We start from the raw sequence: 23,030 nt of genomic DNA, 5'->3' as shown, positions 1-23,030 counted from the left end.
CTACGGAACGAAGGCGGTGCGGATCGGCGGGGCGATCCGGGAGGATGGGGCCGTGCGGATCGCCGTCGTCCCGGGCTCCTTCGACCCGGTCACCCTCGGACACCTCGACGTGATCGGGCGGACCGCCCGGCTCTTCGACCGGGTCCACGTGCTGGTGACCCACAACCCGGGCAAGCAGGCGCTGCTCGAGGTGGACGAGCGGGTGCGGCTCATCCGCGAGTCGCTGGCGGAGGCCGGCGTCGACGGCGTCGAGGTCGACTCGCTGTCGAGCGGCCTGCTCGTCGACTACTGCCGCAAGGTCGGGGCGGAGGCGCTCGTGAAGGGGCTCCGCTCGTCGACGGACGCGGCCTACGAGACGCCGATGGCGATGGTGAATCGCGACCTCGCGGGTGTCGAGACCCTGTTCCTGGTCGCGCAGCCCGCGACGAGCCACGTCTCCAGCTCGCTGATCCGCCAGGTCGCGGCGCTCGGCGGGGACATCGCGCCCTACGTGCCGCGCGCGGTCGCGGCGGCGCTGCAGCCGGAGGGACCCGTCCGTGGCTGAGCTCGTCGCGGTGTGCGTCGTCCACCAGCTGCTGCCGGACCGCGGCGGCGTGGGCACGACCGCCATCGACAAGCGGCCGTCGGCGAAGCCGATCCGGATCCGGAAGCTCGGTCTGCACGCGGACGTGCAGGCCGACCGCAAGTACCACGGCGGCGAGGACCAGGCCGTCTACGCGTACGCGGAGGAGGACGCGGAGCACTTCGCCCGCGAGCTCGGCCGCGAGATCCCGCCGGGAACGTTCGGGGAGAACCTGCGCACCCGCGGCGTCGAGGTCACCGGCGCGGTCATCGGCGAGCGGTGGCGCGTCGGCGGCGCCGTGCTCGAGGTGACGAGCCCGCGCACGCCGTGCGGCGTCTTCGAGCGGCGGATGGGCGTGAAGGGCTGGCAGGACCGGTTCCGCGCGTACGGCGCGCCCGGCGCCTACTTCCGCGTGATCCGCGCCGGCGACGTGCAGGCGGGCGACGGGATCGAGGTCGTCGAGCGACCGGACCACGGCGTCACGATCGGCGGCTGGTTCACGCGGCAGGACCCGGCCGCGGCGCAGGCGCTGCTCGACGCGGAGGCCGCCGGCGCGATCCGCCTGCAGGACGACGTGCACCGCTACATCGCGAAGGCGCTCGCGAGGGCATGAGCATCCGGGTCGCGCGGCCGAGCGAGGCGGCCGCGCTGTCGGCGCTCGCGATGCGCGCGAAGGCGTCGTGGAGCTACGACGCGGCGTTCCTCGAGGCGTGCCGGCACGAGCTCACGTGGAGCCCGGAGGAGGTCGAGCGCTTCGGTCCGCTCGTCCAGGCGGAGGGCGACGTGCTGGTCGGCGCGACGGCGGTGCTCGGCGCCCCGCCGGACGGCCGGCTGTGGGCCGTGTTCGTCGACCCGTCCCGGCACGGCGAGGGCATCGGCCGCGCCCTGCTCGAGGCGCTCCTCGTCCGCGCGCGGGAGGCGGGATACCGCTCGCTGACGATCGGCGCGGACCCGAACGCGGAGGGGTTCTACCGCGCGGTCGGTGCCGAGCGGATCGGCGAGGTGGAGAGCGACACCCGTGCCGGCCGCATGCTCCCGCTCCTCCGCTTCGACCTCACCGCCTGAACCTCGCGCGGTAGCCGTGCCGTCGCGCGGTCGGTGTGCCGACCGCGCGACGGCACGAGCACCGCGCGACGGGGGACCGGGGCTCAGCCGAGCAGGCGCAGCTTCTTCGTCAGCCGCTCGACGGCCTTCCTCGGCCCGATCAGCCCGATCGCGATCTCGCGGAGGTCCGCGGAGGGGGTCCCCGCCAGGTTCGCGAGGTACTCGTCGTAGACCCGGGACTCCTGGGCCGCGGCGGGCATCCCGATCACGAGGACGCCCTCCTCCTCGGCGGCCCTGCCGCGCAGCGCCACGAGGCGCTCGGCGTCCGCCGCGAGCAGGCTGCAGCCCGCCCACGGCAGCCCCGGGTGCGCGACGCCGTCCGCGTCGATCCCGTCCGTGCCGAGCAGCCCGGGCACGCGGGCGCCGAACGCCGCCGCGACGCACGCGATCGCGTTCGCCCGTCGCCCCTCGGGCTGATCGGCGTCGACCGCGATCACCCACTTGAGCCGGGCGTCGCGGGTCGACGCGCTCTGGTCGATCTCCCCGGGCTCGAAGCCCACGGGGCCGGTCCGTGCCTCGTCCGTCATGCGACGGGATCGTAGGAGGCGCCGGCGCCGGGAGGCGGCGCTGCTCGTACGACGTACGGCCGAGGTGCTGGAATGGCGCGCATGGACGAACTCGATACGGCGATCCTCGCCGAGCTCCAGCGCGATGCGCGGCAGACGAACCGCGCCGTCGCCGCGGCGGTCGGCGTCGCACCCACGACCGCGCTCGACCGGGTGCGCGGGCTCATCCGCCGCGGGATCATCCGCGGCGCGCGGCTGGAGGTCGACCTCCCGTCGATCGGCCGCGGCGTGCAGGCCCTCATCGCCGTCCGCATCCGCCCGCCGAGCCGCCCGAACATCGACGGCTTCCGCACCTGGGCGATCGAGCTGCCGGAGGTGGTCGGGGTCTTCGTCGTCTCCGGGTCCGAGGACTTCCTCCTGCACGTCGCCGTCCGCGACAACGACGCGCTCTACGCCTTCGTCATCGACCGCCTGACGGAGCGGGCGGAGGTCGCCGACGTGCGCACGAGCGTCGTCTACGAGCACGTCCGCCCCGCCGTGATCCCGCCCGTCGCCGAGGACTGAGGGCCGCGCGCCCGCCGAGCACGGGCGGTCGACGGCTCAGCGGCAGGTGGAAGGATGACGGGGTGTCAGCGCTCCAGATCGGCTACGCCGCGATGCTCGAGCAGTTCCACCCGTCCGAGGCCGTCGAGCTCTCCGCCTACGCGGAGTCGAAGGGCTTCACCGGGGTGATGGCCGCGGACCACTTCCAGCCGTGGGTGCCCGCGCAGGGCAACAGCGCCTTCGTCTGGAACGTGCTGACCGCCGTGGGCGAGCGGACGACGGGCGACTTCGGCCCCGGCGTCACCGCGCCGATCTTCCGGTGGCACCCCGCGATGGTCGCGCAGGCGTCGGCGACGCTCGCCGCGATGTACCCGGGACGGCACTGGCTGGGCCTCGGGTCCGGGGAGGCGCTGAACGAGCACGTCGTCGGCGGCTACTGGCCGGAGGCGCCCGAGCGGATCAACCGCATGTTCGAGGCGATCGAGATCATCGACAAGCTCTTCACGGGTTCGCAGGCGGGCAAGGACGTCAAGCACGACGGCAGGTACTTCAAGCTCGAATCCACGCGGCTGTGGACGATGGACGAGCGCCCGCCGATCCTCGTCGCGACGGCCGGGCCGATCACGGCGAAGCGCGCCGGCAAGGCCGTCGACGGCCTGATCACCGTCGGTGCGCCGCTCGAGAAGATCTCCGGGCTGTTCGAGCGCTTCGACGCCGGGCAGCGGGAGGCGGGCAAGGACCCGGCGAAGGCGCCGAAGGTCCTCCAGGTGCACCTGTCCTGGGCGCCGACCGACGAGGAGGCGCTCGCGAACGCGATCCGCGAGTGGCCGAACGGCGGCATGAAGTTCCCGAAGGGCGACATCCGCAGTCCGTTCGAGTTCGAGCAGATGGCGAAGATGGTCCGGCCCGAGGATTTCGAGGGCCGCATGGTGATCTCCGCCGATCCCGACGAGCACCTGCGCGCGCTGCAGCGCTACGCGGACCTCGGGTTCGACCGGATCTACCTCCACAACGTCGGCAGGAACCAGCGCGAGTGGATCGACGTGTTCTCGCGCGACGTCCTGCCGAAGCTGCATCGATGACGGCCGCGGAGGTCCGCGTCTGGGCGCCGGACGGCATCCCGGAGGTGCACGAGGACGACGACCTCGCCGCGCTGCTCGTCGCCGCGGTCGGCGACCTCGAGGCGGGCGACATCGTCGTCGTGTCGAGCAAGGTCGTGTCGAAGGCGGAGGGCCGCCAGGTCGTCGCGGAGGACCGCGAGCAGGCGATCACGGACGAGACGGTCCGCGTCGTCGCGGTGCGCGAGCAGCCGGGCGGCGGCATCACCCGGATCGTGGAGAACCGGCTCGGCATCGTCGGCGCCGCGGCGGGCGTCGACGCGAGCAACGTCGCGCCGGGCACGGTGCTGCTGCTCCCGCTCGACCCCGACGCCTCCGCGGCCCGGCTGCGGACCGCGCTCATGCTCGCCGCCGGGGTGCCGGTCGGCGTCGTCGTCACGGACACGCTCGGTCGGCCGTGGCGGCACGGGCAGACGGACATCGCGATCGGCGTAGCGGGCGTCGCGCCGGTGGACGACCTGCGGGGGCAGCCGGATTCGACGGGCCGCCCGATGGGCGTCACGATCGTCGCCGTGGCGGACGAGATCGCCTCGATGGCGGACCTCGTGAAGGGCAAGGCGGAGAACCGGCCGGTCGCGGTGGTCCGCGGCCTCGGGCACCACGTGCTCGACATCGACGGCCCCGGCGCGCGCTCGATCGTGCGGCTCGGGGAGAGCGACATGTTCCGGCAGGGGAGCGCGGAGGCCTACGCCGACGGCTACTCCGACGGGTACTCGGAAGCGACGAAGGAGACCGGCGACGTCGCGGACGCGCCGGTCGATGGAGGTGCGTGGTGATCGACTGGGTCGTGATCGTCCCGATCAAGCGGTTCAGCGAGGGCAAGCGCCGGCTCGGCGACCGGCCGGACCGTGCGGCGCTCGCCGAGGCGTTCGCGCGCGACACGCTCGACGCGGTCGCGGCGGCACCGCACGTGCGGATGCTGCTCGTGACGACGGACGACCCGCACCTCGTCGACGACCTGTCGCTGCCCGTCGCCGTGACCGTCGTCACGCAGGGCGCCCCCGGCCTGAACAACGCGATCGCCGCGGGCCTTCGCGTCGCGAACGACCGGTGGCCGGACTGGGGCCAGGCCGTGCTCGCGGGCGACCTGCCCGCGCTGCAGCCCGAGGACCTCGAGCGCACGTTCGAAATCGCGGAGGAGATCCCGCTCGGCGTCGTCGCGGACGCGCAGAGCACCGGCACGGTGATGCTCACCGGTCAGCCGGGCGTGCCGCTGCTGCCCGCCTTCGGCGTCGGCTCGGCGTCGCGCCACCGCGACCTCGGCCACCGGCTGATCCGCGGCACCGAGCGCCTCCGCCGGGACGTCGACACGATCGACGACCTCGCGGCCGCGATCCGCCTCGGAGTCGGCGAGCACACCCGCGCGGTGCTCGACGCCTCCGGCATCGGGCTCGAGGCGTCGGCCGGCGCCGTCGCGACCCCGGTCCGCGGGATCGGGCAGAGCCGCTACATCGGCCGCGACCGCCGGGGTCCCGCCGGTCGCTGACCGCGGCGCCCCGCTCGTCGCGCGGTACCCGTGCCGTCGCGCGGTACCCGTGCCGCCGCGCGGTACCCGTGCCGCCGCGCGGTACGCATGCCGACCGCGCGGCGGCAGGAGTACCGCGCGAGGGTGCACCCTTTCGCGGGCGCCCGGGCTCAGCGCGGCTGCGCCGGGTTGGTCGGGTCGCCGTGCGACGGCGGGTTGATCACCGGGCCGGCCGTCGCTGGCGACACCGGGGAGCCGCCCTGCGTGCTCGACACCTCCGGCATCGACTGCTCGACCGCGCCGCTCGGCTGCGCGCCCTGCTCGAGCGCCTCGATCCGGTGGCGGAGCACCTCGACGACCGGGAGGCGCGAGCCGTGCGCCTCCTCGTACTCGAGCAGCTGCTGCACGCCGTCGGCGTCGAGCGCCGAGATGCGGCTCGGCAGGGTCCCTAAGGGAATGGGCCCACGGAGCCGGTTCCTGGGCGACGCGAAGCGGCGGTCAGGCCGTGCGACGGGGAGGGTCGTAGTCGGGCAGCGGCAGGTCGCGTCGGTCGGGCGCAGTGCTCATGAGGTCCTCCTCGTCCGGTCCGGCGACGCTAGGTCGCGACCCTGGAGGCCCGGGGTGTGGCGCCCGCGAGTGCGGTGCGCGCGCCCCGCTCAGTTCCGGCCGTCGAGCCGGTCGAGGATGAAGATCGGCACCGGCAGCGTCGCGGAGAGCAGCAGGATCCCGAGCACGAAGAACGCCGGCAGGAAGAACGGGTTGACCGCCTCGAGCGCGAACCCGAGCGGGAAGCAGACGATGCTCGCGACGAGCAGGCCGATGCCGAGGAGCGCGCCCAGGATGTGGTCCATGCCGCGATCCTCCCGGTACCGGCTTGGAAGGGCCTGACGCGGACGGGCCGTGTCGCCGCCCGCTAGCGTGCGGGGGCATGACCCGACCGCTCGTCGTCGCGGGCGCACGCCTGTTCACCGGCCGCGCCCTCCACCCGTCCGCGTCCGCGGTGGCCGTCCGGGACGGCCGGATCGTCGCGATCGGCGGTCTCGCCGAGGCGCGGGAGGCGGCGGGCCCCGGAGCCGAGGTGCTCGACGTGCCGGGAGGGCTCGTCGGCCCCGGGTTCGTCGACGCGCACGTGCACCCCGCGCAGGGCGGCGGGGAGCGGCTCCGGTGCGACCTCACCGACGCCGTGGGCGCCGAGGACACGCTCGCCCGCATCCGCGCCTACGCCGACGCGCATCCCGACGACGAGTGGATCGTCGGCGGCGGCTGGCACATGGCGGACTTCGAGCGCGGGCTGCCCCGCGCGGACGCACTCGAGCGGGTCGTGCCCGGGCGCAAGGTCTACCTCGTCAACGCGGACCACCACGGCGCGTGGGTCTCGCCGGCCGCGCTCGCCGCCGCGGGCATCGACGGGGACCGCGCCGACCCCGCCGACGGGCACATCGACCGCGACCCCGACGGCGCCCCCTCCGGGACGCTGCAGGAGGGGGCGATGGAGCTGCTCGCGGACCTGCTGCCCGTGCCGACCGACGCGGAGCACGTCGCGGCGCTCGACGAGGCGCAGCGGTACCTGACGGGCTTCGGGGTGACCGGCTGGCAGGACGCGATCATCGGCGCCTACTCCGGTGTCCGGGACCCCACCGACGCCTATCTCGCCGCGATCGACGCCGGCCGGCTGTCCGTGCTCGTCTCCGGCGCGCTGTGGCTCGAGCGCGGCATCGGCGTCGCGGACGTCGACCGGGTCGTCGCCGGGCTGGTCGCGGCGCGGGACCGGATCGGCGACCGCCGGGGGTCCGCCGGCGGCCGCTTCCGCGCGACGAGCGTGAAGATCATGCTCGACGGGGTGCCGGAGAGCCGCACCGCCGCGATGAAGGCGCCCTACCTCGACGCCGACGGCCGCCCGACCGCGGAGACCGGCTCGACGCACTTCGCGCCCGAGGTGCTCGACGCCGTCGCCCCCGCGCTCGCCGCGGCCGGGTTCCAGCTGCACATCCACGCGATCGGCGACCGCGCGGTGGCCGATGCGCTGCACGCGATCGAGCTCGCGAACCGCGTCGCCGACGGCGGGCGCCTGCGCCACCACCTCGCGCACCTGCAGCAGGTCGACCTCGCGGACGTCCCCGGGATGGCCCGCAGCGGTGCGACCGCGAACCTCCAGGCGTTCTGGGCGTGCCGGAGCGACCAGATGGTCGACCTGAACCTGCCGCTCGTCGGCCGGGAGCGGTTCGAGCAGCAGTACGCGTTCGCGTCCATGGCCGCGGCCGGCGTGCCGCTCGCGATGGGCTCGGACTGGCCCGTGTCGACGCCGGACCCGTGGCAGGCGATTGCGGTCGCGGTGACCCGCATCGAGGCCGGCTCGTTGCGGGAGCCCCTCGGGCCGCACGAGGCGCTGACGCTCGAGCAGGCGCTCACGGCCTACACGGCCGGCTCCGCGCGGGTCGCGCACCACGACGAGGCCGGGCTGCTCGAGGTCGGGCGACGGGCCGACGTCGCCGTCGCCGACCGCGACCCGTTCCTCCAGCCGGCGGAGGCGCTGCACGCGGTGCGCACCGCCGCGACGGTGAGCGCGGGACGCGTCGTGCACGCCCGTTGACCGCGAGTGCCTTTGTGGGCGCCACCGACGAATTCCGTCGCCATGGGGGCGTTCGAGTGCGGTTCCCGCTGCTGGCGCCCGTTTCGATCGTGTAAAAGGTCGGTTCCGGTCGCGTGCTGAGGTTGTCCTCGTCGTTCCGTGCACCCTACGTTCAGGTCAGCGAAGCGGTGCCCGGCCGCCGCGCCGCAGCACCGAAGGAGCCCCCGATCCGATGACCGACACCGCGATCGCCGCCCCGCCAGCCGACCTCGTGGCGGACGACCCCGGTGCGGGTCGCGTGGTGCTCGCGGGCGTCTCGAAGCTCTACGCGAAGAACTGGGCGGTCAAGTCGCTCGACCTCGAGATCGCAGCGGGGGAGTTCATCTCCCTGCTCGGCCCGTCCGGCTGCGGCAAGACGACGACGCTGCGGATGATCGGCGGCTTCGAGCTGCCGGACGAGGGCGAGATCACCATCGGCGGCACCGCGATGGGCACCACCCCGCCCTACCGCCGGCCGGTCAACACCGTCTTCCAGAGCTACGCGCTCTTCCCGCACATGTCCGTGGCGAAGAACGTCGCGTACGGGCTGAAGTACGCGAAGGTGCCGAAGGCGGACATCGCCGATCGCGTGGCCGACGCGCTCGGGATGGTGCGGATGCAGCACCTCGCGTCGCGCATGCCCGCGCAGCTCTCCGGCGGCCAGCAGCAGCGCATCGCGCTGGCCCGCGCGCTCGTGAACCGGCCCGCGGTCCTGCTGCTCGACGAGCCGATGTCGGCGCTCGACCGGAAGCTGCGCGAGGAGATGCAGATCGAGCTGAAGCTGCTGCAGCAGCAGCTCGGCACCACCTTCGTGTTCGTCACGCACGACCAGGAGGAGGCGATGACGATGAGCGACCGGATCGCCGTGATGAACGGCGGTCGGATCGAGCAGATCGGGTCGCCCGCCGAGGTGTACGACCGGCCCTCCTCCGCCTATGTCGCCGGGTTCATCGGCCAGCAGAACTTCTTCGAGGGCACCGTCACCGGCGCCGACTCGACGGCGGTCGCGGTGCAGGTCGCCGACGGGGCCGTCCACGCGACCCGCGGCGGCGACGTCGCACCGGGTGCCGCAGCCGTCGTCGCGGTCCGGCCCGAGTCGATCGCGGTCGCCGACGGGCCGGCGCCCGACGAGCCGAACGCGGTCACCGCGACGCTCATGAGCGTCAGCCGGCTCGGCTCCTACCTGCAGGTCGTGACCATCACCGCGAGCGGGCAGAAGGTCATGGCCCGCGTGCCGTGGGGCGTCGAGATCCCCGCGACGATCGGCGCGACCGTCACCTGCCGGTGGCCCGCGGACGCCCCGATGGTCTACCCCGCCTGACCCCGTCCTCCCCGACGACCCCGAACCGCAAGGAGCACGCCGTGCCGGACCGCCCGCTGAACGTCCTCGTCCCCTCCGTGATCCGGAAGGACCTCTCGCGCCGGCTGTTCCTCAGCGGCGTGGTCGGTGCCGGCGCCGCCGCGGCCCTCGCCGCGTGCGCGCCCTCGACGGGCGGCGGTGGCGGCGGTGCGGCCGGCGGCGGCTCCGGCACGCTCAACCTCTACACGTGGGGCGAGTACGACGACCCGGCCGTGCTCAAGTCGTTCGCGAAGACCAGCGGCGGCGCCTCCGTCAAGCTCGGCAGCTACGACTCGAACGAGGAGATGATCGCGAAGCTCTCCGCCGCGAAGGGCACGAGCGGGTACGACCTCGTGGTCCCGACGCTCGGCTTCGTGCCGCAGATGGTGGAGCTCGGCCTGCTCGAGGAGCTCGACCACGACAAGCTCCCGAACCTGAAGAACGTGCGCGCCGAGGCGCTCGACACCGAGTTCGACAAGGGCAACAGGTACAGCGTGCCGAAGGCCGCCGGCGTCACCGGCTACGTCTACGACACCACCGTCATCAAGCGCGACCTGACGACCTGGAAGGACTTCTTCGACGCCGCGCAGAAGGAGGCGGCGGGCAAGACGAGCCTGCTCGGCGACCCGAACGAGATCCTCTGGGCCTACTTCTTCTCGATCGGGGAGGACATCAACACGAACGACAGCGCGACGCTCGACGAGGCGCGCGACTGGCTCGTGAAGAACATCGCGCCGCACGTGCAGCAGTTCGAGTCGTACGTGTCGAACACGATCGCGCAGAGCGGGCGCGTGCTCGCCCACGCGTGGAACGGCGACGCCCGCCTCGGGATCATCGAGAACGACGACAAGGAGCGCTACCGCTTCGTCAAGCCGACGGAGGGCGCGAGCCGCTTCCAGGACAACTGGTCGATCCCGAAGGGCGCGGACAGCGTCGACGCCGCGCACGCCTTCATCGACTACGTGCTGAAGCCGGACGTGTCGCTGAAGGAGCTCGAGTACATCGGCTACGACACCCTGACCACGGGCATCGAGGACCAGACGAAGTCCGCGGACGTCGAGCGGCCGGACCTGATCTTCTACACGTCCGAGGAGTCGAAGAAGCTCGAGTTCAACATCGTGCCGAAGTCGCAGGAGCAGCGCGTGAAGATCTTCAACGACATCCAGGCGGCGGCGGGTTCGTGACCGCGCTCGCCCTGCCGGCCCCGCGCACCGCGGGCCGGCGCCTCCGCTGGAGCATCGGGGTGCTCGCCGCCCCGATCACGGTCTGGCTGCTGTTCTTCTTCGTCGCGCCGTTCCTCGTCATCCTCTGGTACTCGTTCGGCCGCAAGCCGAGCCTCTACGTCACGCACGCGAACGACGTGCTGTCGCTCGACCGGTACGTGGAGGCGCTGAACCCGACGTTCCTCGCGGTGTTCGGGCGCACCCTGCAGATCTCGCTGATCGGCACGCTGCTCTGCCTCGTCATCGCGTTCCCGATGGCGTACTGGATGGCGGTGAAGCTGCCGGCGCGGCTGCAGGGCATCGCGCTCGCGCTCGTCCTCGTGCCGTACTGGACGAACTTCCTCGTCCGGACGATCGGCTGGCAGATCGTGCTCAGCCCGACGTCGTTCGTCGCGGACATCTCCCGCGGCCTCGGCCTCGGCACACCGCAGCTGCTGTACACGCCGGGCGCCGTGCAGCTCGGCGTCGTCTACAACTACCTGCCGCTCATGATCCTGCCGCTGTACGTGACGCTCGAGCGGCTCGACCACCGGCTGCTGGAGGCGAGCCGGGACCTCGGCGCGAACGCGCTCGAGACCTTCCGGCGGGTCACCCTCCCGATCGTGATGCCGGGCATCGCGGCGGGGCTGCTGCTCGTCTTCGTGCCGCTGATGGGCGACTACATCACCCCGAGCGTGCTCGGCGGAGCGGCGGGCAGCATGGTCGGCCAGCAGGTCGCGACGCAGTTCAACGTCGCGCAGAACTGGGCGCTCGGCAGCGCGATGGCGATCGTGCTGATGATCGCGATCCTCGCCGTCGTAGTGGTGTTCGCGCTGCTGTTCCGGCTCGTGAAGGCGCTCGTCGACCGGCACGAGCGCGTCGCGATCGTGGAGGCGGAGGCGTGACCGCGCTCGCCTCCGGCACCCCGCAGGCGCGGAAGCGCCGCCCGGACGCCGCGACCGTGCTGCTCGGGGTCTGGGGCGTGCTCGGGTTCCTGTTCCTCTTCTTCCCCGTGCTCGTGATCGTCGCCTACTCGTTCAACGAGGGTCGGTTGCTGCAGTCGTACCAGGGCTTCGGGCTCGGTGCCTACGCGGACGCCCTGACGAACTCGGCGATCACGAGCGGCGTGCAGGTGTCGATCTACGTCGGCGTCTTCTCCGCGCTGCTCTCCGCGGTGCTCGGCTCGCTCGCCGGCGTCGCGGTCGCGCGCCGGGCCGGCGCGCGCTGGATCGGCTGGCTCACCGCGCTGCTCGGCCTCGTGATGGTGACGCCGGAGATCGTGAACGCCGTCTCCCTCCTGCCGTGGTTCGTGACGCTCGGCACGGAGTGGGGGCTGACGCCGCTGAACGCGGGCATCGTGCGGCTGATCATCGCGCACTCGCTGTTCTCGTGCGCGGTCGTGACGTTCATCGTGCGGGCGCGGATGGCGGGCCTGTCGGAGTCGCTGGAGGAGGCCGCGGCCGACCTCGGCGCTCCACCGCTCCGGCGCTTCCTCGACATCACGTTCCCGCTGATGCGGCCCGCGGTGATCTCGGGCGCGCTGCTGTCGTTCACGCTGAGCCTCGACAACACGGTGCTCTCGAGCTTCGTGTCGACCGCCGACGCGACGCCGTTCCCGGTCTACGTGTTCGCGTCGATCCGTTCGGCGCTGCGGCCGTCGATCGCCGCGATGTCGACGCTGATGCTGCTGCTCACGCTGGTCGCGCTGGCGCTGGTGGCGATCGTGCTGGTCACCGCCCGGCGCCGCACGGGCGAGGGAATGAGCCTCGCGAGCACCCTCGCCGGCGGCTGACCCCTTCGCGGATCCGCATTTCTTGCGCGGATCCGCAGTTCTCGCCCGACACGCCGCGTGCGGAGGCTGCCCGCGCGGCGTGTCGGCCGATTTCTGCGGATCCGCGACGGAGGCGTCAGCCGTCCAGGCCGGCGAGCCACTCGGAGAAGGCGGCGCGGGAGGCCTGCTGCATCCGGGCCGAGTAGCGCTCCCGCTCGCGGCGGAGCGCCTCGGGGTCGATCGCGTGCTCGGCGAGCTCGTCCGGGCTGTCCGCGATCCACTGCTCGTGCATCTCGGGCGTGAGCTCCGGGTGGAACTGCACGGCCAGCGCGTGCCGGCCGATCGCGAAGGCCTCGTTCCGGTAGTCGGCGGAGGAGGCGAGCAGCGTCGCCTCCGCGGGCAGCTCGAACGTGTCGCCGTGCCACTGCGCGACGGGGACGCCGGCGAAGTGCCGGATGGGGGAGTCCGCCCCGGCCGGCGTCGGCTCGACGGGGCGGTAGCCGATCGCCCGCGTGCCGCCCGGGTAGACGCGCTCGCCGAGCGACCGCGCCATCAGCTGCGCGCCGAGGCAGATGCCGAGCGTCGGCCGCTCCGCCGCGAGCCGCTCGCGCAGCAGGCGCTGCTCCTCCTCGAGGAACGGGTACGCCTCGACCTCGTACGCGCCCATCTCGCCGCCGAGCACGACGACGAGGTCGGCGTCGGCCGGATCGATCGCCGCGACGTCCTCGGTCGTCACGTCGACGACGCGGACGTCGTAGCCGTGCTCCTCGAGCACCGGCCGGATGTTGCCGAGGTGGATGGTCGGGGCGTGCTGGAGCACGACCGCGGTGCGCGCCATGCGGCTCCGTTCGGGATCGCGGTGGGAGGAGTGCCTCCATCCAAGCGGCTCCGGTGCGCCGCCTCGGCAGGCCCTGCGCGCTTCGCCAGGCTTGAACGCCTCCTCCTGACCTGCCGACGTGCTCGGAGCCTGCCGACGCGCTCGCAGCCCGCCCAGGGGCCGCGCCGGTCCCGTTCAGGCGGAGCGGCGCACGCTGGGGCGGGGGAGGCGATGCCGTGCGAGCAGCGATGTCGGAGCGCGGGCCGGAGTGGCGGGCGACCCGCCTCGTCGACGGGCACCGGGTCGGCGTCACGGTCGCGGGCAACGGCGATCCGCTGCTCCTCCTGCACGGCGTCGGCCGCGACCGCCGCGACTGGTCGGAGGTCGTGCCCGCCCTCGCCGCGGATCGGCGGGTCATCGCGATCGACCTGGAGGGGTGCGGCGACTCGGAGGCCTGGTCGGAGCGGGTCACGCTCCGCTCCATGACCGAGGTCGTGCGCCGCACGCTCGCGGCGCTCGGAGTCCGCGAGCCGGTCGTCGCGGTCGCCAACTCGATGGGCGGTGCCGTCGCGCTGCGCCTGCACGCGGACGACCCGGCCGCGGTGTCCGCGCTCGTGCTCTCCTCGTCGCCGGGTTTCGCCTCGGGCGGGACGATCGGGCTGCGCCTGATGGCGGTGCACGGGGTCGGCCCTGCGCTGCTCGCGTTCCGCCGGGTCGCCGCCCGGATCCAGACGCGGATGCTCTTCGCGGACAAGGCGTTCGCGACGAGGCGGCTCATCGCGGAGGGGCTGGAGCGGGTGAGTCGACGCGACAAGCGCCGCGCCTACTTCCAGGTCGTGCACGAGCTCGGCGGCTGGCTGGGCGTGCGACGCCGGTGGCGGGCGGAGGCGCTCCGACCGCTCGTCGAGCGCCGCACGCCGACCCTCGTGCTGTGGGGCGAACGGGACGCGGTGCTGCCGGTGAAGCAGCTCCGGGCCGCGGCCGCCGCGCTGCCCCACGCGCGCACCCGGACGCTGCCGGGCGTGGGGCACGCGGCGCAGATCGAGGACCCCGCCGGGTTCGTCCGCGAGGTCGAGTCGTTCCTCCGGGAGCAGGACCGCTAGGTCACTCGCCCCTCGAGCCTGCCTTCGGCACGTCCCCGCATGTCGAGGTGTTCGCCGCGCGGACCTGCGGGCTGTCCGCGGCGTAGGTGGTCGTGCCCCTCGTGGTCGCGCCGTTCGTCGCGGTCAGCCCATTCGCGGCGACCCTCACCTCGGTCGAGTCGATGCGGTACCGCCCGTTCGCGAGCTTCACCGCGTTCAGCCCGACGAGCTTCCGCGCACCGTCGACGTACGAGGAGCAGCCGACGCCGGTCCCCGCGGTGCCGAAGCCGGCGAGCAGGAAGGTGTACGGCTTGCCGTCGACGCCCTTCGGCTGCACGAACCGGCAGTTCACGAACGAGTACAGGTCCGCTGCGCGTCCGTCGTCGAGCACCGCGACGACCGCGAGGTCGAGGCGCGCCGTCCAGCCGCTGTGCGTGCCTCCGCCGACGAGGTCGTCGCGGAACGCGACCGTCGCGCCGGACTTCGTGTGCACCCCGAACTCGTGCGGCTGCTCCGCGTAGAACTCGGTCGCGTCCGAGTCGGTCTCGTCGACGTCCGCGATCGTCGCGGTGGCCGCACCCGACGGGATGGGCACGCCGTTCTGCGAGCAGCCCTTCCCACCGCCCTGCTGGGAGGAGACCGGGCTCGGCGCGGAGGTCGGAGCGGCCGAGGCGCTCGCGCTGGGCGTCGCACCCGACGGCGTCGCGGTCGGCGTCACCGTGACGGTCGCGGTGGACGGCGCCGGACTCGGCCCGGGGGAAGTGCACCCGGCGAGCAGCACCGCTGCGGTCGCGATGACCAGCGCTGAAGCCGCTCGCCGCATCCGCACCCCCTCGTCGCGGCGACGCTACGCCGCGGGTCCTGCTCGCCGCATGGCGCCGCCTCCGGGATCGAGGGCCCGGCGGAAGGGCCGGGTCGCTAGCGTCGCGGGATGGACGGTCCGCTGTTCCCGGGGGAGCCCCGACCCCTGCCGCCGCAGTCGGGCTCGACGTGGGTGGTGACCTCCGCGGACCCGCCGAAGCCGCCGCCCGTGCGGCACGCGATCGGATACCGGCCGTTCGTCGACCTCGCCGAGACGTTCGGGACCGACCCCCGCGCGCTCGTCGACCTGTGGACGTTCGCCCACTTCGTCCGCGCCCACCGTGAGGCCCTGGAGTCGGACGAGGACCTGCTGCACGCCGCGATCGTCTTCCTCGGGAACACGCTCACCGCTCGGTTCCCCGAGTGCGTCTGGGTCAACAGGACGAACGGCCTGGCCATCGTCTCCGAGCGGGAGGAGCTGACGGAGATGCGGCCGGGCGTCGTCGAGCTCCTGGACGATCGGCGGCGTCACCTCGGGGTCGGCGGCACCGTGCCCGCTCTGCTCCGCGCCGACGAGGCGCGGTTCCAGGAGTTCCAGGGCGTCGTGGCCGCGTGGAGCCCGGACGCAGCACCGCCGGAGCCGCGGCCGCCCATCCCGTTCAAGCCTCGCGACCGATGATGGAACGCGAGGCTCTGCGCAGGTGAGCTTGCTGCGTATCTAGCACCATGGCTATATTGCGAACATGACCGACAGTGCGACCGACGTCTTCGAGGCGCTCGCCCATCCGACGCGGCGTCAGATCCTGCAGGACCTGAAGGACGGCGAGCTCGCAGCCGGTGCGATCGCCGCCCGGTTCAGCGCCTCCGGGCCGACCATCTCGCGGCACCTCGGCGTGCTCCGCAACGCCGGCCTCGTCACCGAGCGGCGCGACGCGAACCGCATCCTGTACTCGCTCGCGAGCGACCGGCTCGCGCTGTCCGTGGGCGACTTCCTCTCCGCCGTGTGCCCCGAGCAGATCGTGCTCCGGCAGGTCCGCAAGGGCAGGGGCGCCAAGGCGACCGAGGCCGGGGAGGCGATCGCATGACCGGCCTCGCGACGCTCCGCGCGCAGGTGCGGCGACGTCTGCTGATCAGCTACCGGGTCGACCCGGAGGTCGCGCAGACCCTGCTGCCCGAGCCGTTCCGCCCGCAGCTCGTCGACGGCAGCGCCGTCGCCGGCGTCTGCATGATCGGCCTCCAGTCGATCCGGCCCGGCTGGCTGCGCCCCCGCGCCGGGTTCCGCTCCGAGAACGTCGCCCACCGCGTCGCGGTGGAGTGGCAGGAGGGCGACCGGGTCCGCACCGGCGTCTACATCGTCGAGCGCCACAGCTCCGCGCTGCTGCCCGTGCTCGCCGGCGGCCGGCTGTTCCCCGGCGTGCAGAAGCCGGCGCGCTTCGATCTCGACGAGACCGAGGACCGGTTCCGCGTCGCGATGACGTCGCGGGAGACGTCGGTCGACGTGGATGTCCGGCTCGGCGGCACCTGGTCGAGCACGCTCTTCCCGACCGTCGAGGCGGCGTCCGCCTTCCACGAGGACGGCGCGGTCGGCTGGTCGCCGAAGCGCGGCGGTGGCGTGGAGCCGATCGCGCTGACGTCGACGGAGTGGGCGGTGGAGCCCGCCGAGGTGCTGGGCATCCGCTCCTCGTTCTTCGACGCGCTGCCCGAGGGCTCGGCGGTGCTCGACAGCGCGGTCGCGATGCGCGACGTTCCGTTCTTCTGGGAGCGCCCGGCCATCACGCCGGAGGCGGTCCGTCCGCTCGTGAGCCGGGCCTGAACCCGGGCCCGGTTACGACGGGCTCCCGAGCGGGGCGTTGAGCGTCGAGACGCTGATCGCATCGCCGTACCGCTCGAGCAGCCGGATCGCTGCGGCGTCGCTGTAGTGGACGACGGCGATGCGGACCGAGTCGGTCGCGCTGTCCGGACCCCACTGGCTCAGCTGGATCCTGTTCCGCCGCTGCCAGGCCCCGTCGTGCGCGATGCGCGTCGTCAGGCGTTCGAGCGCGGCCCGGTCGTGCTGCACGAGCAGCACATGCAGGTGCGCGCCGTCCGCGATAGCGCGGTCCGCCGCCGGGACGACCGCGCGGGCCGCCTCGAACGCGCGCTCCGCCGCTGCGCGCTCGCGGTCGAACCTCGACGTGTGGAGGACGACCTCGAGCCCGTCCGGCACGATGCTGATCTCGAAGAACGAGGCCCGGTGCTCGATGGCCGCCTGCATGCGGTCGGCGATGTCCGCCGCGACGTGGTTGGCGCGATCGTCGGCGGCGAAGTCCGGCTCCGGGTCGACGACGGTCACGAAGGCTCCGTAGGCGGCGCAGGACCCCGTGTCCGCGCAGGGCGCCTCGACGCCCGAGATCGTGATCTCGCCACCGCCGATCGCGGAGGATCGGGGGAGCCTGACCTCCTGGTCGAACGCGCCGGACGGGTGCGCCGTCGTCGTGCCGATGCGGGTGCTGCCGCCCGCGCCGTCCCGCCAGTCCAGAGTGACCCGCCCTCCATCCGTCAACGTCGGACGGCAGGCGACCGCGCTGACGCTCACGGTCACCAGGTCGCCCGGACGCAGGACGTCGGCGGAGACGTGCGGACGGGCGGGGGAGCAGCCCTCTGCGCCCCCGCCCGAGCTCGACGACGCGCATCCGGGGAGCACGAGCGCGGCGAGGCACACGGCTCCCGCTGTCACCGCTTGGACGACGCTCCTCCACACGCTCCGTACTGTCCGGCCGCAGGGAGATCCGCTCAAGCGACCTGAGTCGATCGTTGCCGGCCCGTGACCGCGGTCGAGCCTTGGGCAGGCCCCGCGTGCTCGGGTAGGCATGCGAGCGCCCGCACAGCTCGTCGAGGTGCGTGGAGCCTGCCCGACGGCGTCGACAGACGCGGCGAGGTCACTCCTCCTCGGCAGGGGATCGCGCTCGGCGCATCCGTCGCTCGGGGGATGCGTCGAGCCGCACGATGCCGTTGACTCCTCGCCATGATCCGGTCGAGCCTGCGGCCGCGACGGGCCTCCGGCCTCGTCGGCGTCCTCGCGATCCCGCTGCTCGCGCTGGTCGCCCTCAGCGCCTGCGCGACGTCGTCGACGGCCGTGCCGGCGGACGCGCCGCGGGACGCGGACGGCCGGCCGATCGATCCCGGGCCGGCATCGCCCTCGACGTGCGTCACCCGGGCATACGGCGGACCGCAGAGCAGCTGCGTGCCCGTCCACGACCCGCCGTCACGCGTCTACGTGGAGCAGTCGATCGACGCCCTCCTGCGGACGCGGGCCTACAGCGGCGTCGAGCATCCGAGGTGCACGGAGCGGCTGCCCGGCACGCCCTCCGATTCGGACCCCGCCGGGCTCGACGCCTTCTCGCACTGGACCTGCGTCGGCGAGGAGATCCGGGGGCGCTACCTCCACATGGACGTGATCTGGTCGCCCGCCGTCGGCTACCTCGGGCTGAACGCGGTCACTCGCGACCTGTCGCCGGACTTCACGGTGCCGAAGCCGAACGATCCCGGCCTGCCGAACCCGTACCTGCCCGACGCGTCGGCGACACCGAGCCCGAGCCGGTCGCTCTCGCAGCACGAGCTCGCCGCTCGATGACGTCCCTCCGCGCCGTGCCGACCCGCCTCGAGACCGAGTGGCTCCTGCTCCGCCCGTGGCGGGAGACGGACGCGACGGCGCTGCGCGGCCTCTGGGCCGAGCGCGACTCCCGCGCGCGGCGTCGCATCACGCCTGACGGGCACCCGACGGTCGCGGAGCTGGAGGAGCAGATCCGCGAGGGCCTGCGCGGCACCGAGCGCACCGGGCTCGCGCTCCTCGTGATCGAGCGGCGCGCGCAGCCCGGCTTCGTCGGCTACTGCGGGCTGATCGTCGGGCAGGCGAGCGAGGACGAGCCCGAGCTCGCGTACGAGCTGCTCCGCGGCGCTCACGGGCGCGGGTTCGCGACCGAAGCGGCCCGCGCCGTCGTCGCTGCAGCGGACGCCGCCGGGTGGCGGCGGCTCTGGGCCACGATCCGCGCGTGGAACGCGCCCTCCCGCCGCGTCGCCGAGAAGGTCGGCTTCCACGCCTCCGGACGGGTGGACGCGGACCCCGAGCGCGGCGACTCCCTCTGGTTCGTGCGGGACGCGGGCGGAGGGGAGGCGCGGTGATCGTCTGGATCAACGGCACGCACGGCGTCGGGAAGACGACGACGAGCGCCCTCGTGCAGCAGCGGATCCCGGGCTCCCGCATCCTCGACGCCGAGAAGGTCGGCGAGACCCTGATGGACGTTCGGCCCGCGCTACCCGACCTCGCGAACTTCCAGCACTGGCCGCCGTGGCGGCCGCTCGTCGTGGAGACCGCCCGGCGCCTCCTCGAGTACACGGGCGGGGTGCTGGTGATGCCGATGACGGTGCTCGTGGAGGCGTACTGGCGGGAGATCCGCGACGGCCTCGACGGGTACGGCGTCCCGGTGCGCCACGTGCTCCTCCACGCGGACGAGGCGACGCTGCGCGCCCGGATCGACGGCGATGCGGTGATGGGGCCGTCGGCGTTCCGGCACCGGTACGTCGAGGAGTACCTGGCCGCCTACGACGGGTGGCTCGCGGCGGAGGCGGAGGTCGTCGACACCTCCCGGCTCACCCCGGCCGAGGTCGCGCAGCAGGTGGCGGACATCGCCCTCCGCTGAGCGTTCGCGGATCCGCAGTGCCGGGGCGACAGGCCGCCGACGACCGAGTCGGCGCGGCGCGTCGGTCGAGTTCTCCGAATCCGCGAACGGAGCAGGACGACGTGTGCAGCTCGTCTCCGACCCCGTGCCCGACCGGGACCGGGCGCGCGGGCCGCTTCAGCGACCGCTGACCTCCACTTTGCTCACGCTTCTGGACGCCGAAGCGACGTCTCGGCGTCCAGAAGCGTGAGCGAAGTCCCGGGTCAGGAGGCGCGGAGGCCGGCGAGCAGGAGGCGCACCATGCGCTCGGCGTGCTCGCGGCCGCGGGTGCTCGGCCCGGTGCCGTGGCAGAGATTCGCGACGGCGCCGAGGAACTCGGTCGGATCGACCTCCTGCTCGACCGCGCCGGCGGCCCGTGCGGCGGCGAGCAGGCGCGCGAGGGTCGGGGCGAGCCGGGTCGAGAAGTACTCCGCGAGCGGCTCGTAGGCCGCGTCGCCGGAGTGCAGCGCGGCCGCGAGGCCCTGCTTCGCGGCGACGAACTCCGTGTAGCGCAGCACCCACCGGTCGAGCGCCTCGCCCGGCGGGTACGCCGCCTCCAGCTCGTCGGCCGCGTCGACGCAGGCGTCCATCTCCCGGCGGAACACCGCGGAGATCAGGTCGGACCGGAGCGGGAAGTGTCGGTAGACGGTGCCGACGCCGACCCCGGCGCGCTCGGCGATCGTGCGCACGGGCGCGTCGACGCCCGCCTCCGCGAACACCGCCTTCGCCGCCTCGAGCAGGGCATCGAGGTTCTGCAGCGCGTCGGCGCGCTTCCGCCGCGCCGGGGCGGCGGTCTCGGTGGTCGGGCTGGAAGACATGCGGGTCCTCGCTTGCATCCGGAACAATGTTCCGGTTATGGTCGTCAGTAGCAGGAACGCTGTTCCGGATACGACTCGAGCATAGCCGTGACCGCGCTCCCGATCCAGAACCACGACGCCGCCCGATCGGGGCGGCGGGAACGAGGAGTCCGCAATGCAGTACCGCACGCTCGGCCGCACCGGCATCAAGGTCACCCCCTACGCGCTCGGCGCGATGATGCTCGGCTCGATCGGCAACCCCGATCGCGAGCAGGGGATCGCCATCATCCACCGCGCGCTCGACGCCGGCATCAACTTCATCGACACCGCCGACCGCTACGGGGACTCGGAGGAGGTCGTCGGCGAGGCGCTCGCCGGCCGGCGCGACGAGGTCGTGCTCGCCACCAAGTTCTGGGGCCCGGTCGACGACGACGTGAACCACCGCGGCGCCTCCCGCCGCTGGATCATGCAGGCGGTGGAGCGCTCGCTCCGCAACCTCAGGACCGACTACATCGACCTGTACCAGCTGCACCGCCCGGACCCGGACACGGACGTCGACGAGACCCTCTCCGCGCTCACCGACCTCGTCCGCCAGGGCAAGGTGCGCGCGATCGGCACCTCCTCCATGCGCGGCTCCGAGATCGTGGAGGCGCAGTGGGTCTCGGACCGCCGCGGCTTCGAGCGGTTCCGCACCGAGCAGCCGAACTACTCGATTCTCGACCGTGAGATCGAGCGCGAGATCCTGCCGGTCGCGCAGCGATACGGCATGGGCACGCTCGTCTACAGCCCGCTCGCCGGCGGCACCCTCACGGGTCGCTACCGCGCGGGGCAGGAGAACGGCGAGTTCCGCTCGAACTTCTCCGGGATGCGCCACTTCCGCGACGAGCGCCGCCTCGCCGCCGTCGAGCAGCTCATCGCGCTGAGCGAGGAGGTCGGCATCCCGCTGACCCACCTCGCGATGGGATTCGTGCTCAGCCACCCGGGGGTCACCTCCGCGATCGCCGGGCCGCGCACGATGGCGCAGCTCGAGGACACCCTGGCCGGCGTTGACGTGCGCCTCTCCGACGAGGTGCTCGACCGGATCGACGCGATCGTCCCGCCGGGCGAGAGCATCGGCGCGATGGACATGGTCTACCGCGGCCCGGAGGTGGGCGACCCCGCCCTGCGCCGCCGTCCGGAAGCGCAGCGCTCCGCCGCATAGCCGATGCGCGGATCCGCAATTCCGGGGCGACACGCCGCGATCGACCTCTCGATCGCGGCGTGTCGCCTCGTTTCTGCGGATCCGCGAACAGAGACGGAGACGCTCAGCGCTTCAGGACCTCCTTGCGGATCGTCGGGATGAGCTCGAGGCGGAGGCCCGGCGTCGCGACGTTCGCGATGCGGCCCACCCACTCGTCGTCGTCCAGGAGGTCGAGCAGGCTCGCCGCCAGGTCGTCGCGCGACATGGCCGGCGAGTCCAGGCGGGACCCCGCGATCTCGTAGCCGCGCGCGGGGTCGTCCGAGAGCCCGGGTGGGCGCACGATCGTCCAGTCGAGCCCGCTCGTCGAGACCATGTCCTCCATCCGGAGCATGTCGTCGTAGAGCGTCTTCGTGAAGGTCGACCGGAACGCCTGCAGCAGCACGCGCCGCACGGGCCCGCCCTCCTCGACCTTGCGCGGGACGCCCATCGACGTGACCACGACGATCCGGCGCAGGCCGTGCCGCCGCATCGACTCGAGCGCGAGCCGCGCGGCGCCGGAGTACACGTCCACCGGCGACCACGTGTAGGCCACCCCGATGACCGAGATCACCGCGTCGCTGCGCGAGACGGCCGAGTCCATCGTCGACGGATCCGTCGCGTCACCGCCGATCACCTCGAGTCGCTCGTGCCGGATCGGGAACGCCTCCGGGTGCCGGGTGAGCGCCACGACCGCGAGTCCGCGGTCGAGCGCCTGCTGCACGGTGCGGCGCCCGGACGGTCCGTTCGCGCCGAGGACGAGGACCCGCCGGGGTGCGGCGGGGCTGCGGGCCGGGTCGTCGCTCATCAGGACCTCCTGCGCCGGGGCTCGAGCGGGCTCAGAGCTCGACGGTGTCGTTCGTGATGGCGTCGCTCTTCGGGTCGCCCGTCACGGCCGCGCGGAGGTTCTTCGCGGCGAAGGCGACCGTGCTGGTCGGACCCTCCCAGTACTCGGCGCTGTCGGCCTCGACCTTGATGAGGGTGAGGCCCGGCGTCTCGAGCTCGTCCGGGAACCAGGCCTTCAGTACGGGCGTCCACAGCTGCTCCGCCTTCGCGCGGTCGTGGACGATCTGCGCCTCGCCGGCGATCGAGGTCCAGGAGTGGCCCTTGTCGTCCGTGAAGGACACGTTCACGGACGGCATCGCGCGGATCTGCGCGACCTTGGCGGAGTCGTCGTAGGCGAAGAACCACAGGTCGCCGTCGAACTCGACCTCCTGCAGGCCCATCGGACGGCTCAGGTGCTTGCCGTCCTCGGTCATCGTCGTCAGCATCGCCACGCGGGCGTTCTTCACCAGGTCGGCGACGTGCTTGCGGTCGTCGGTCGTGGAGTCGCTCATGGATCGTCCCTCTCTCTCTCTCTCTCTAACAGGAATCTGTTTCTTCGACGGTAGGGTCGGACCCT

29 protein-coding genes are annotated in these 23,030 nt (G+C 73.2%); 20 read left to right on the top strand and 9 right to left on the bottom strand.

The window, feature by feature from the left end:
• The first annotated feature begins 52 nt into the window (after positions 1-52).
• Genes coaD through D1781_RS13545 form a run of 3 tightly spaced genes read left to right on the top strand, consistent with a single transcriptional unit; the run spans position 53 to position 1,627 of the window.
• Positions 53-544 carry a pantetheine-phosphate adenylyltransferase gene (gene coaD, locus D1781_RS13555; RefSeq protein WP_199706603.1) on the top strand — a complete coding sequence of 164 codons (492 nt, stop codon included), beginning with the start codon at positions 53-55 and terminating at the stop codon, positions 542-544.
• Positions 537-1,175, top strand: a complete 639-nt coding sequence (locus D1781_RS13550; protein ID WP_119482760.1) for an MOSC domain-containing protein — start codon at positions 537-539, stop codon at positions 1,173-1,175. Before coaD ends, D1781_RS13550 begins: the two co-directional genes overlap by 8 nt.
• Positions 1,172-1,627, top strand: a complete 456-nt coding sequence (locus D1781_RS13545; protein WP_119482759.1) for a GNAT family N-acetyltransferase — start codon at positions 1,172-1,174, stop codon at positions 1,625-1,627. Before D1781_RS13550 ends, D1781_RS13545 begins: the two co-directional genes overlap by 4 nt.
• Before the next feature lie 83 nt (positions 1,628-1,710).
• On the opposite strand, the gene D1781_RS13540 is transcribed toward D1781_RS13545, so the two are convergent.
• On the bottom strand, positions 1,711-2,193 hold the full coding sequence (locus D1781_RS13540; RefSeq protein ID WP_119482758.1) for a DUF2000 domain-containing protein: 483 nt from the start codon (positions 2,191-2,193) through the stop codon (positions 1,711-1,713).
• An 81-nt stretch (positions 2,194-2,274) separates the two neighbouring features.
• Here D1781_RS13540 and D1781_RS13535 point away from each other — a divergent pair, with 81 nt between their 5' ends.
• The 4 genes from D1781_RS13535 (at position 2,275) to cofC (ending at position 5,319) form a co-directional block, all read left to right on the top strand.
• Positions 2,275-2,736, top strand: a complete 462-nt coding sequence (locus D1781_RS13535) for an Lrp/AsnC family transcriptional regulator (RefSeq protein ID WP_119483323.1) — start codon at positions 2,275-2,277, stop codon at positions 2,734-2,736.
• A gap of 92 nt (positions 2,737-2,828) precedes the next feature.
• The gene (locus D1781_RS13530; RefSeq protein WP_119483320.1) at positions 2,829-3,797 is read left to right on the top strand and encodes a TIGR03557 family F420-dependent LLM class oxidoreductase; all 969 of its coding nucleotides are present in this window, start codon (positions 2,829-2,831) and stop codon (positions 3,795-3,797) included.
• Positions 3,794-4,609 carry a coenzyme F420-0:L-glutamate ligase gene (gene cofE, locus D1781_RS13525; protein WP_119482757.1) on the top strand — a complete coding sequence of 272 codons (816 nt, stop codon included), beginning with the start codon at positions 3,794-3,796 and terminating at the stop codon, positions 4,607-4,609. Before D1781_RS13530 ends, cofE begins: the two co-directional genes overlap by 4 nt.
• Complete coding sequence (cofC, locus tag D1781_RS13520; protein WP_158590099.1) at positions 4,606-5,319, top strand: 2-phospho-L-lactate guanylyltransferase; 714 nt, start codon at positions 4,606-4,608, stop codon at positions 5,317-5,319. Before cofE ends, cofC begins: the two co-directional genes overlap by 4 nt.
• A gap of 149 nt (positions 5,320-5,468) precedes the next feature.
• On the opposite strand, the gene D1781_RS13515 is transcribed toward cofC, so the two are convergent.
• Together D1781_RS13515 and D1781_RS13510 are read right to left on the bottom strand one after the other, a co-directional pair.
• Positions 5,469-5,705: a hypothetical protein gene (locus D1781_RS13515; RefSeq protein WP_233551342.1), complete on the bottom strand. Its 237-nt coding sequence runs from the start codon at positions 5,703-5,705 to the stop codon at positions 5,469-5,471.
• A 249-nt stretch (positions 5,706-5,954) separates the two neighbouring features.
• Entirely contained in the window at positions 5,955-6,149 is a 195-nt protein-coding gene (locus D1781_RS13510) for a hypothetical protein (protein ID WP_119482754.1), read from the bottom strand.
• A gap of 77 nt (positions 6,150-6,226) precedes the next feature.
• Here D1781_RS13510 and D1781_RS13505 point away from each other — a divergent pair, with 77 nt between their 5' ends.
• The 5 genes from D1781_RS13505 to D1781_RS13485 all read left to right on the top strand — a co-directional run bounded on the left by D1781_RS13505 (position 6,227) and on the right by D1781_RS13485 (position 12,239).
• A complete protein-coding gene (locus D1781_RS13505) occupies positions 6,227-7,888 on the top strand; it encodes an amidohydrolase (RefSeq protein ID WP_119482753.1) in 1,662 nt (553 codons plus the stop codon).
• Positions 7,889-8,099: 211 nt separating this feature from the next.
• Positions 8,100-9,227, top strand: coding sequence for an ABC transporter ATP-binding protein (locus D1781_RS13500; RefSeq protein ID WP_119482752.1), 1,128 nt, complete (start codon positions 8,100-8,102; stop codon positions 9,225-9,227).
• Positions 9,228-9,268: 41 nt separating this feature from the next.
• Positions 9,269-10,429 carry an ABC transporter substrate-binding protein gene (locus tag D1781_RS13495; RefSeq protein ID WP_158590098.1) on the top strand — a complete coding sequence of 387 codons (1,161 nt, stop codon included), beginning with the start codon at positions 9,269-9,271 and terminating at the stop codon, positions 10,427-10,429.
• Positions 10,426-11,352 (top strand): ABC transporter permease, encoded by a 927-nt coding sequence (locus tag D1781_RS13490; RefSeq protein WP_199706601.1) that lies wholly within the window; start codon positions 10,426-10,428, stop codon positions 11,350-11,352. The genes D1781_RS13495 and D1781_RS13490 overlap by 4 nt, the downstream gene beginning before the upstream one ends.
• On the top strand, positions 11,349-12,239 hold the full coding sequence (locus D1781_RS13485) for an ABC transporter permease (RefSeq protein ID WP_233551341.1): 891 nt from the start codon (positions 11,349-11,351) through the stop codon (positions 12,237-12,239). Before D1781_RS13490 ends, D1781_RS13485 begins: the two co-directional genes overlap by 4 nt.
• A gap of 115 nt (positions 12,240-12,354) precedes the next feature.
• Here the strand turns inward: D1781_RS13485 and D1781_RS13480 are convergent, their stop codons facing one another.
• Positions 12,355-13,056: a glutamine amidotransferase gene (locus tag D1781_RS13480; RefSeq protein ID WP_119482750.1), complete on the bottom strand. Its 702-nt coding sequence runs from the start codon at positions 13,054-13,056 to the stop codon at positions 12,355-12,357.
• Positions 13,057-13,271: 215 nt separating this feature from the next.
• Here D1781_RS13480 and D1781_RS13475 point away from each other — a divergent pair, with 215 nt between their 5' ends.
• A complete protein-coding gene (locus tag D1781_RS13475; RefSeq protein WP_147392100.1) occupies positions 13,272-14,138 on the top strand; it encodes an alpha/beta fold hydrolase in 867 nt (288 codons plus the stop codon).
• Between the two features lies 1 nt (position 14,139).
• Here the strand turns inward: D1781_RS13475 and D1781_RS13470 are convergent, their stop codons facing one another.
• Complete coding sequence (locus D1781_RS13470) at positions 14,140-14,835, bottom strand: hypothetical protein (protein WP_147392099.1); 696 nt, start codon at positions 14,833-14,835, stop codon at positions 14,140-14,142.
• 213 nt (positions 14,836-15,048) lie between these two features.
• Between D1781_RS13470 and D1781_RS13465 the strand changes: the two genes are divergently transcribed.
• The 3 genes from D1781_RS13465 (at position 15,049) to D1781_RS13455 (ending at position 16,731) form a co-directional block, all read left to right on the top strand.
• Complete coding sequence (locus D1781_RS13465; RefSeq protein ID WP_119482747.1) at positions 15,049-15,597, top strand: hypothetical protein; 549 nt, start codon at positions 15,049-15,051, stop codon at positions 15,595-15,597.
• A gap of 64 nt (positions 15,598-15,661) precedes the next feature.
• The gene (locus D1781_RS13460; RefSeq protein ID WP_119482746.1) at positions 15,662-16,003 is read left to right on the top strand and encodes a metalloregulator ArsR/SmtB family transcription factor; all 342 of its coding nucleotides are present in this window, start codon (positions 15,662-15,664) and stop codon (positions 16,001-16,003) included.
• Complete coding sequence (locus D1781_RS13455) at positions 16,000-16,731, top strand: DUF2071 domain-containing protein (protein WP_119482745.1); 732 nt, start codon at positions 16,000-16,002, stop codon at positions 16,729-16,731. The genes D1781_RS13460 and D1781_RS13455 overlap by 4 nt, the downstream gene beginning before the upstream one ends.
• 12 nt (positions 16,732-16,743) lie before the next feature.
• Here D1781_RS13455 and D1781_RS13450 read toward each other — a convergent pair whose 3' ends face one another.
• Positions 16,744-17,493 carry a hypothetical protein gene (locus D1781_RS13450; protein WP_158590097.1) on the bottom strand — a complete coding sequence of 250 codons (750 nt, stop codon included), beginning with the start codon at positions 17,491-17,493 and terminating at the stop codon, positions 16,744-16,746.
• Between the two features lie 429 nt (positions 17,494-17,922).
• Here D1781_RS13450 and D1781_RS13445 point away from each other — a divergent pair, with 429 nt between their 5' ends.
• Genes D1781_RS13445 through D1781_RS13435 form a run of 3 tightly spaced genes read left to right on the top strand, consistent with a single transcriptional unit; the run spans position 17,923 to position 19,597 of the window.
• Positions 17,923-18,531: a hypothetical protein gene (locus tag D1781_RS13445; RefSeq protein WP_119482743.1), complete on the top strand. Its 609-nt coding sequence runs from the start codon at positions 17,923-17,925 to the stop codon at positions 18,529-18,531.
• Positions 18,528-19,079, top strand: coding sequence for a GNAT family N-acetyltransferase (locus D1781_RS13440; protein ID WP_119482742.1), 552 nt, complete (start codon positions 18,528-18,530; stop codon positions 19,077-19,079). The genes D1781_RS13445 and D1781_RS13440 overlap by 4 nt, the downstream gene beginning before the upstream one ends.
• Positions 19,076-19,597 (top strand): AAA family ATPase, encoded by a 522-nt coding sequence (locus D1781_RS13435; RefSeq protein ID WP_119482741.1) that lies wholly within the window; start codon positions 19,076-19,078, stop codon positions 19,595-19,597. The genes D1781_RS13440 and D1781_RS13435 overlap by 4 nt, the downstream gene beginning before the upstream one ends.
• 242 nt (positions 19,598-19,839) lie before the next feature.
• Here the strand turns inward: D1781_RS13435 and D1781_RS13430 are convergent, their stop codons facing one another.
• The gene (locus tag D1781_RS13430; protein WP_233551339.1) at positions 19,840-20,433 is read right to left on the bottom strand and encodes a TetR/AcrR family transcriptional regulator; all 594 of its coding nucleotides are present in this window, start codon (positions 20,431-20,433) and stop codon (positions 19,840-19,842) included.
• A 154-nt stretch (positions 20,434-20,587) separates the two neighbouring features.
• On the opposite strand from D1781_RS13430, the gene D1781_RS13425 reads away from it, so the two are divergent.
• Entirely contained in the window at positions 20,588-21,613 is a 1,026-nt protein-coding gene (locus D1781_RS13425) for an aldo/keto reductase (RefSeq protein ID WP_119482739.1), read from the top strand.
• 103 nt (positions 21,614-21,716) lie between these two features.
• Here D1781_RS13425 and D1781_RS13420 read toward each other — a convergent pair whose 3' ends face one another.
• Together D1781_RS13420 and D1781_RS13415 are read right to left on the bottom strand one after the other, a co-directional pair.
• Positions 21,717-22,436: an NAD(P)-dependent oxidoreductase gene (locus tag D1781_RS13420; protein ID WP_119482738.1), complete on the bottom strand. Its 720-nt coding sequence runs from the start codon at positions 22,434-22,436 to the stop codon at positions 21,717-21,719.
• A 31-nt stretch (positions 22,437-22,467) separates the two neighbouring features.
• Positions 22,468-22,965, bottom strand: coding sequence for a pyridoxamine 5'-phosphate oxidase family protein (locus D1781_RS13415; RefSeq protein ID WP_119482737.1), 498 nt, complete (start codon positions 22,963-22,965; stop codon positions 22,468-22,470).
• Positions 22,966-23,030: the final 65 nt, after the last annotated feature.

This window comes from Amnibacterium setariae (assembly GCF_003581425.1).
In the GTDB taxonomy this organism is placed as follows: Bacteria; Actinomycetota; Actinomycetes; order Actinomycetales; family Microbacteriaceae; genus Amnibacterium; species Amnibacterium setariae.
The sequence above is the reverse complement of the archived record's forward strand: the minus strand, read 5'-3'. Positions and strand labels throughout refer to the sequence as shown.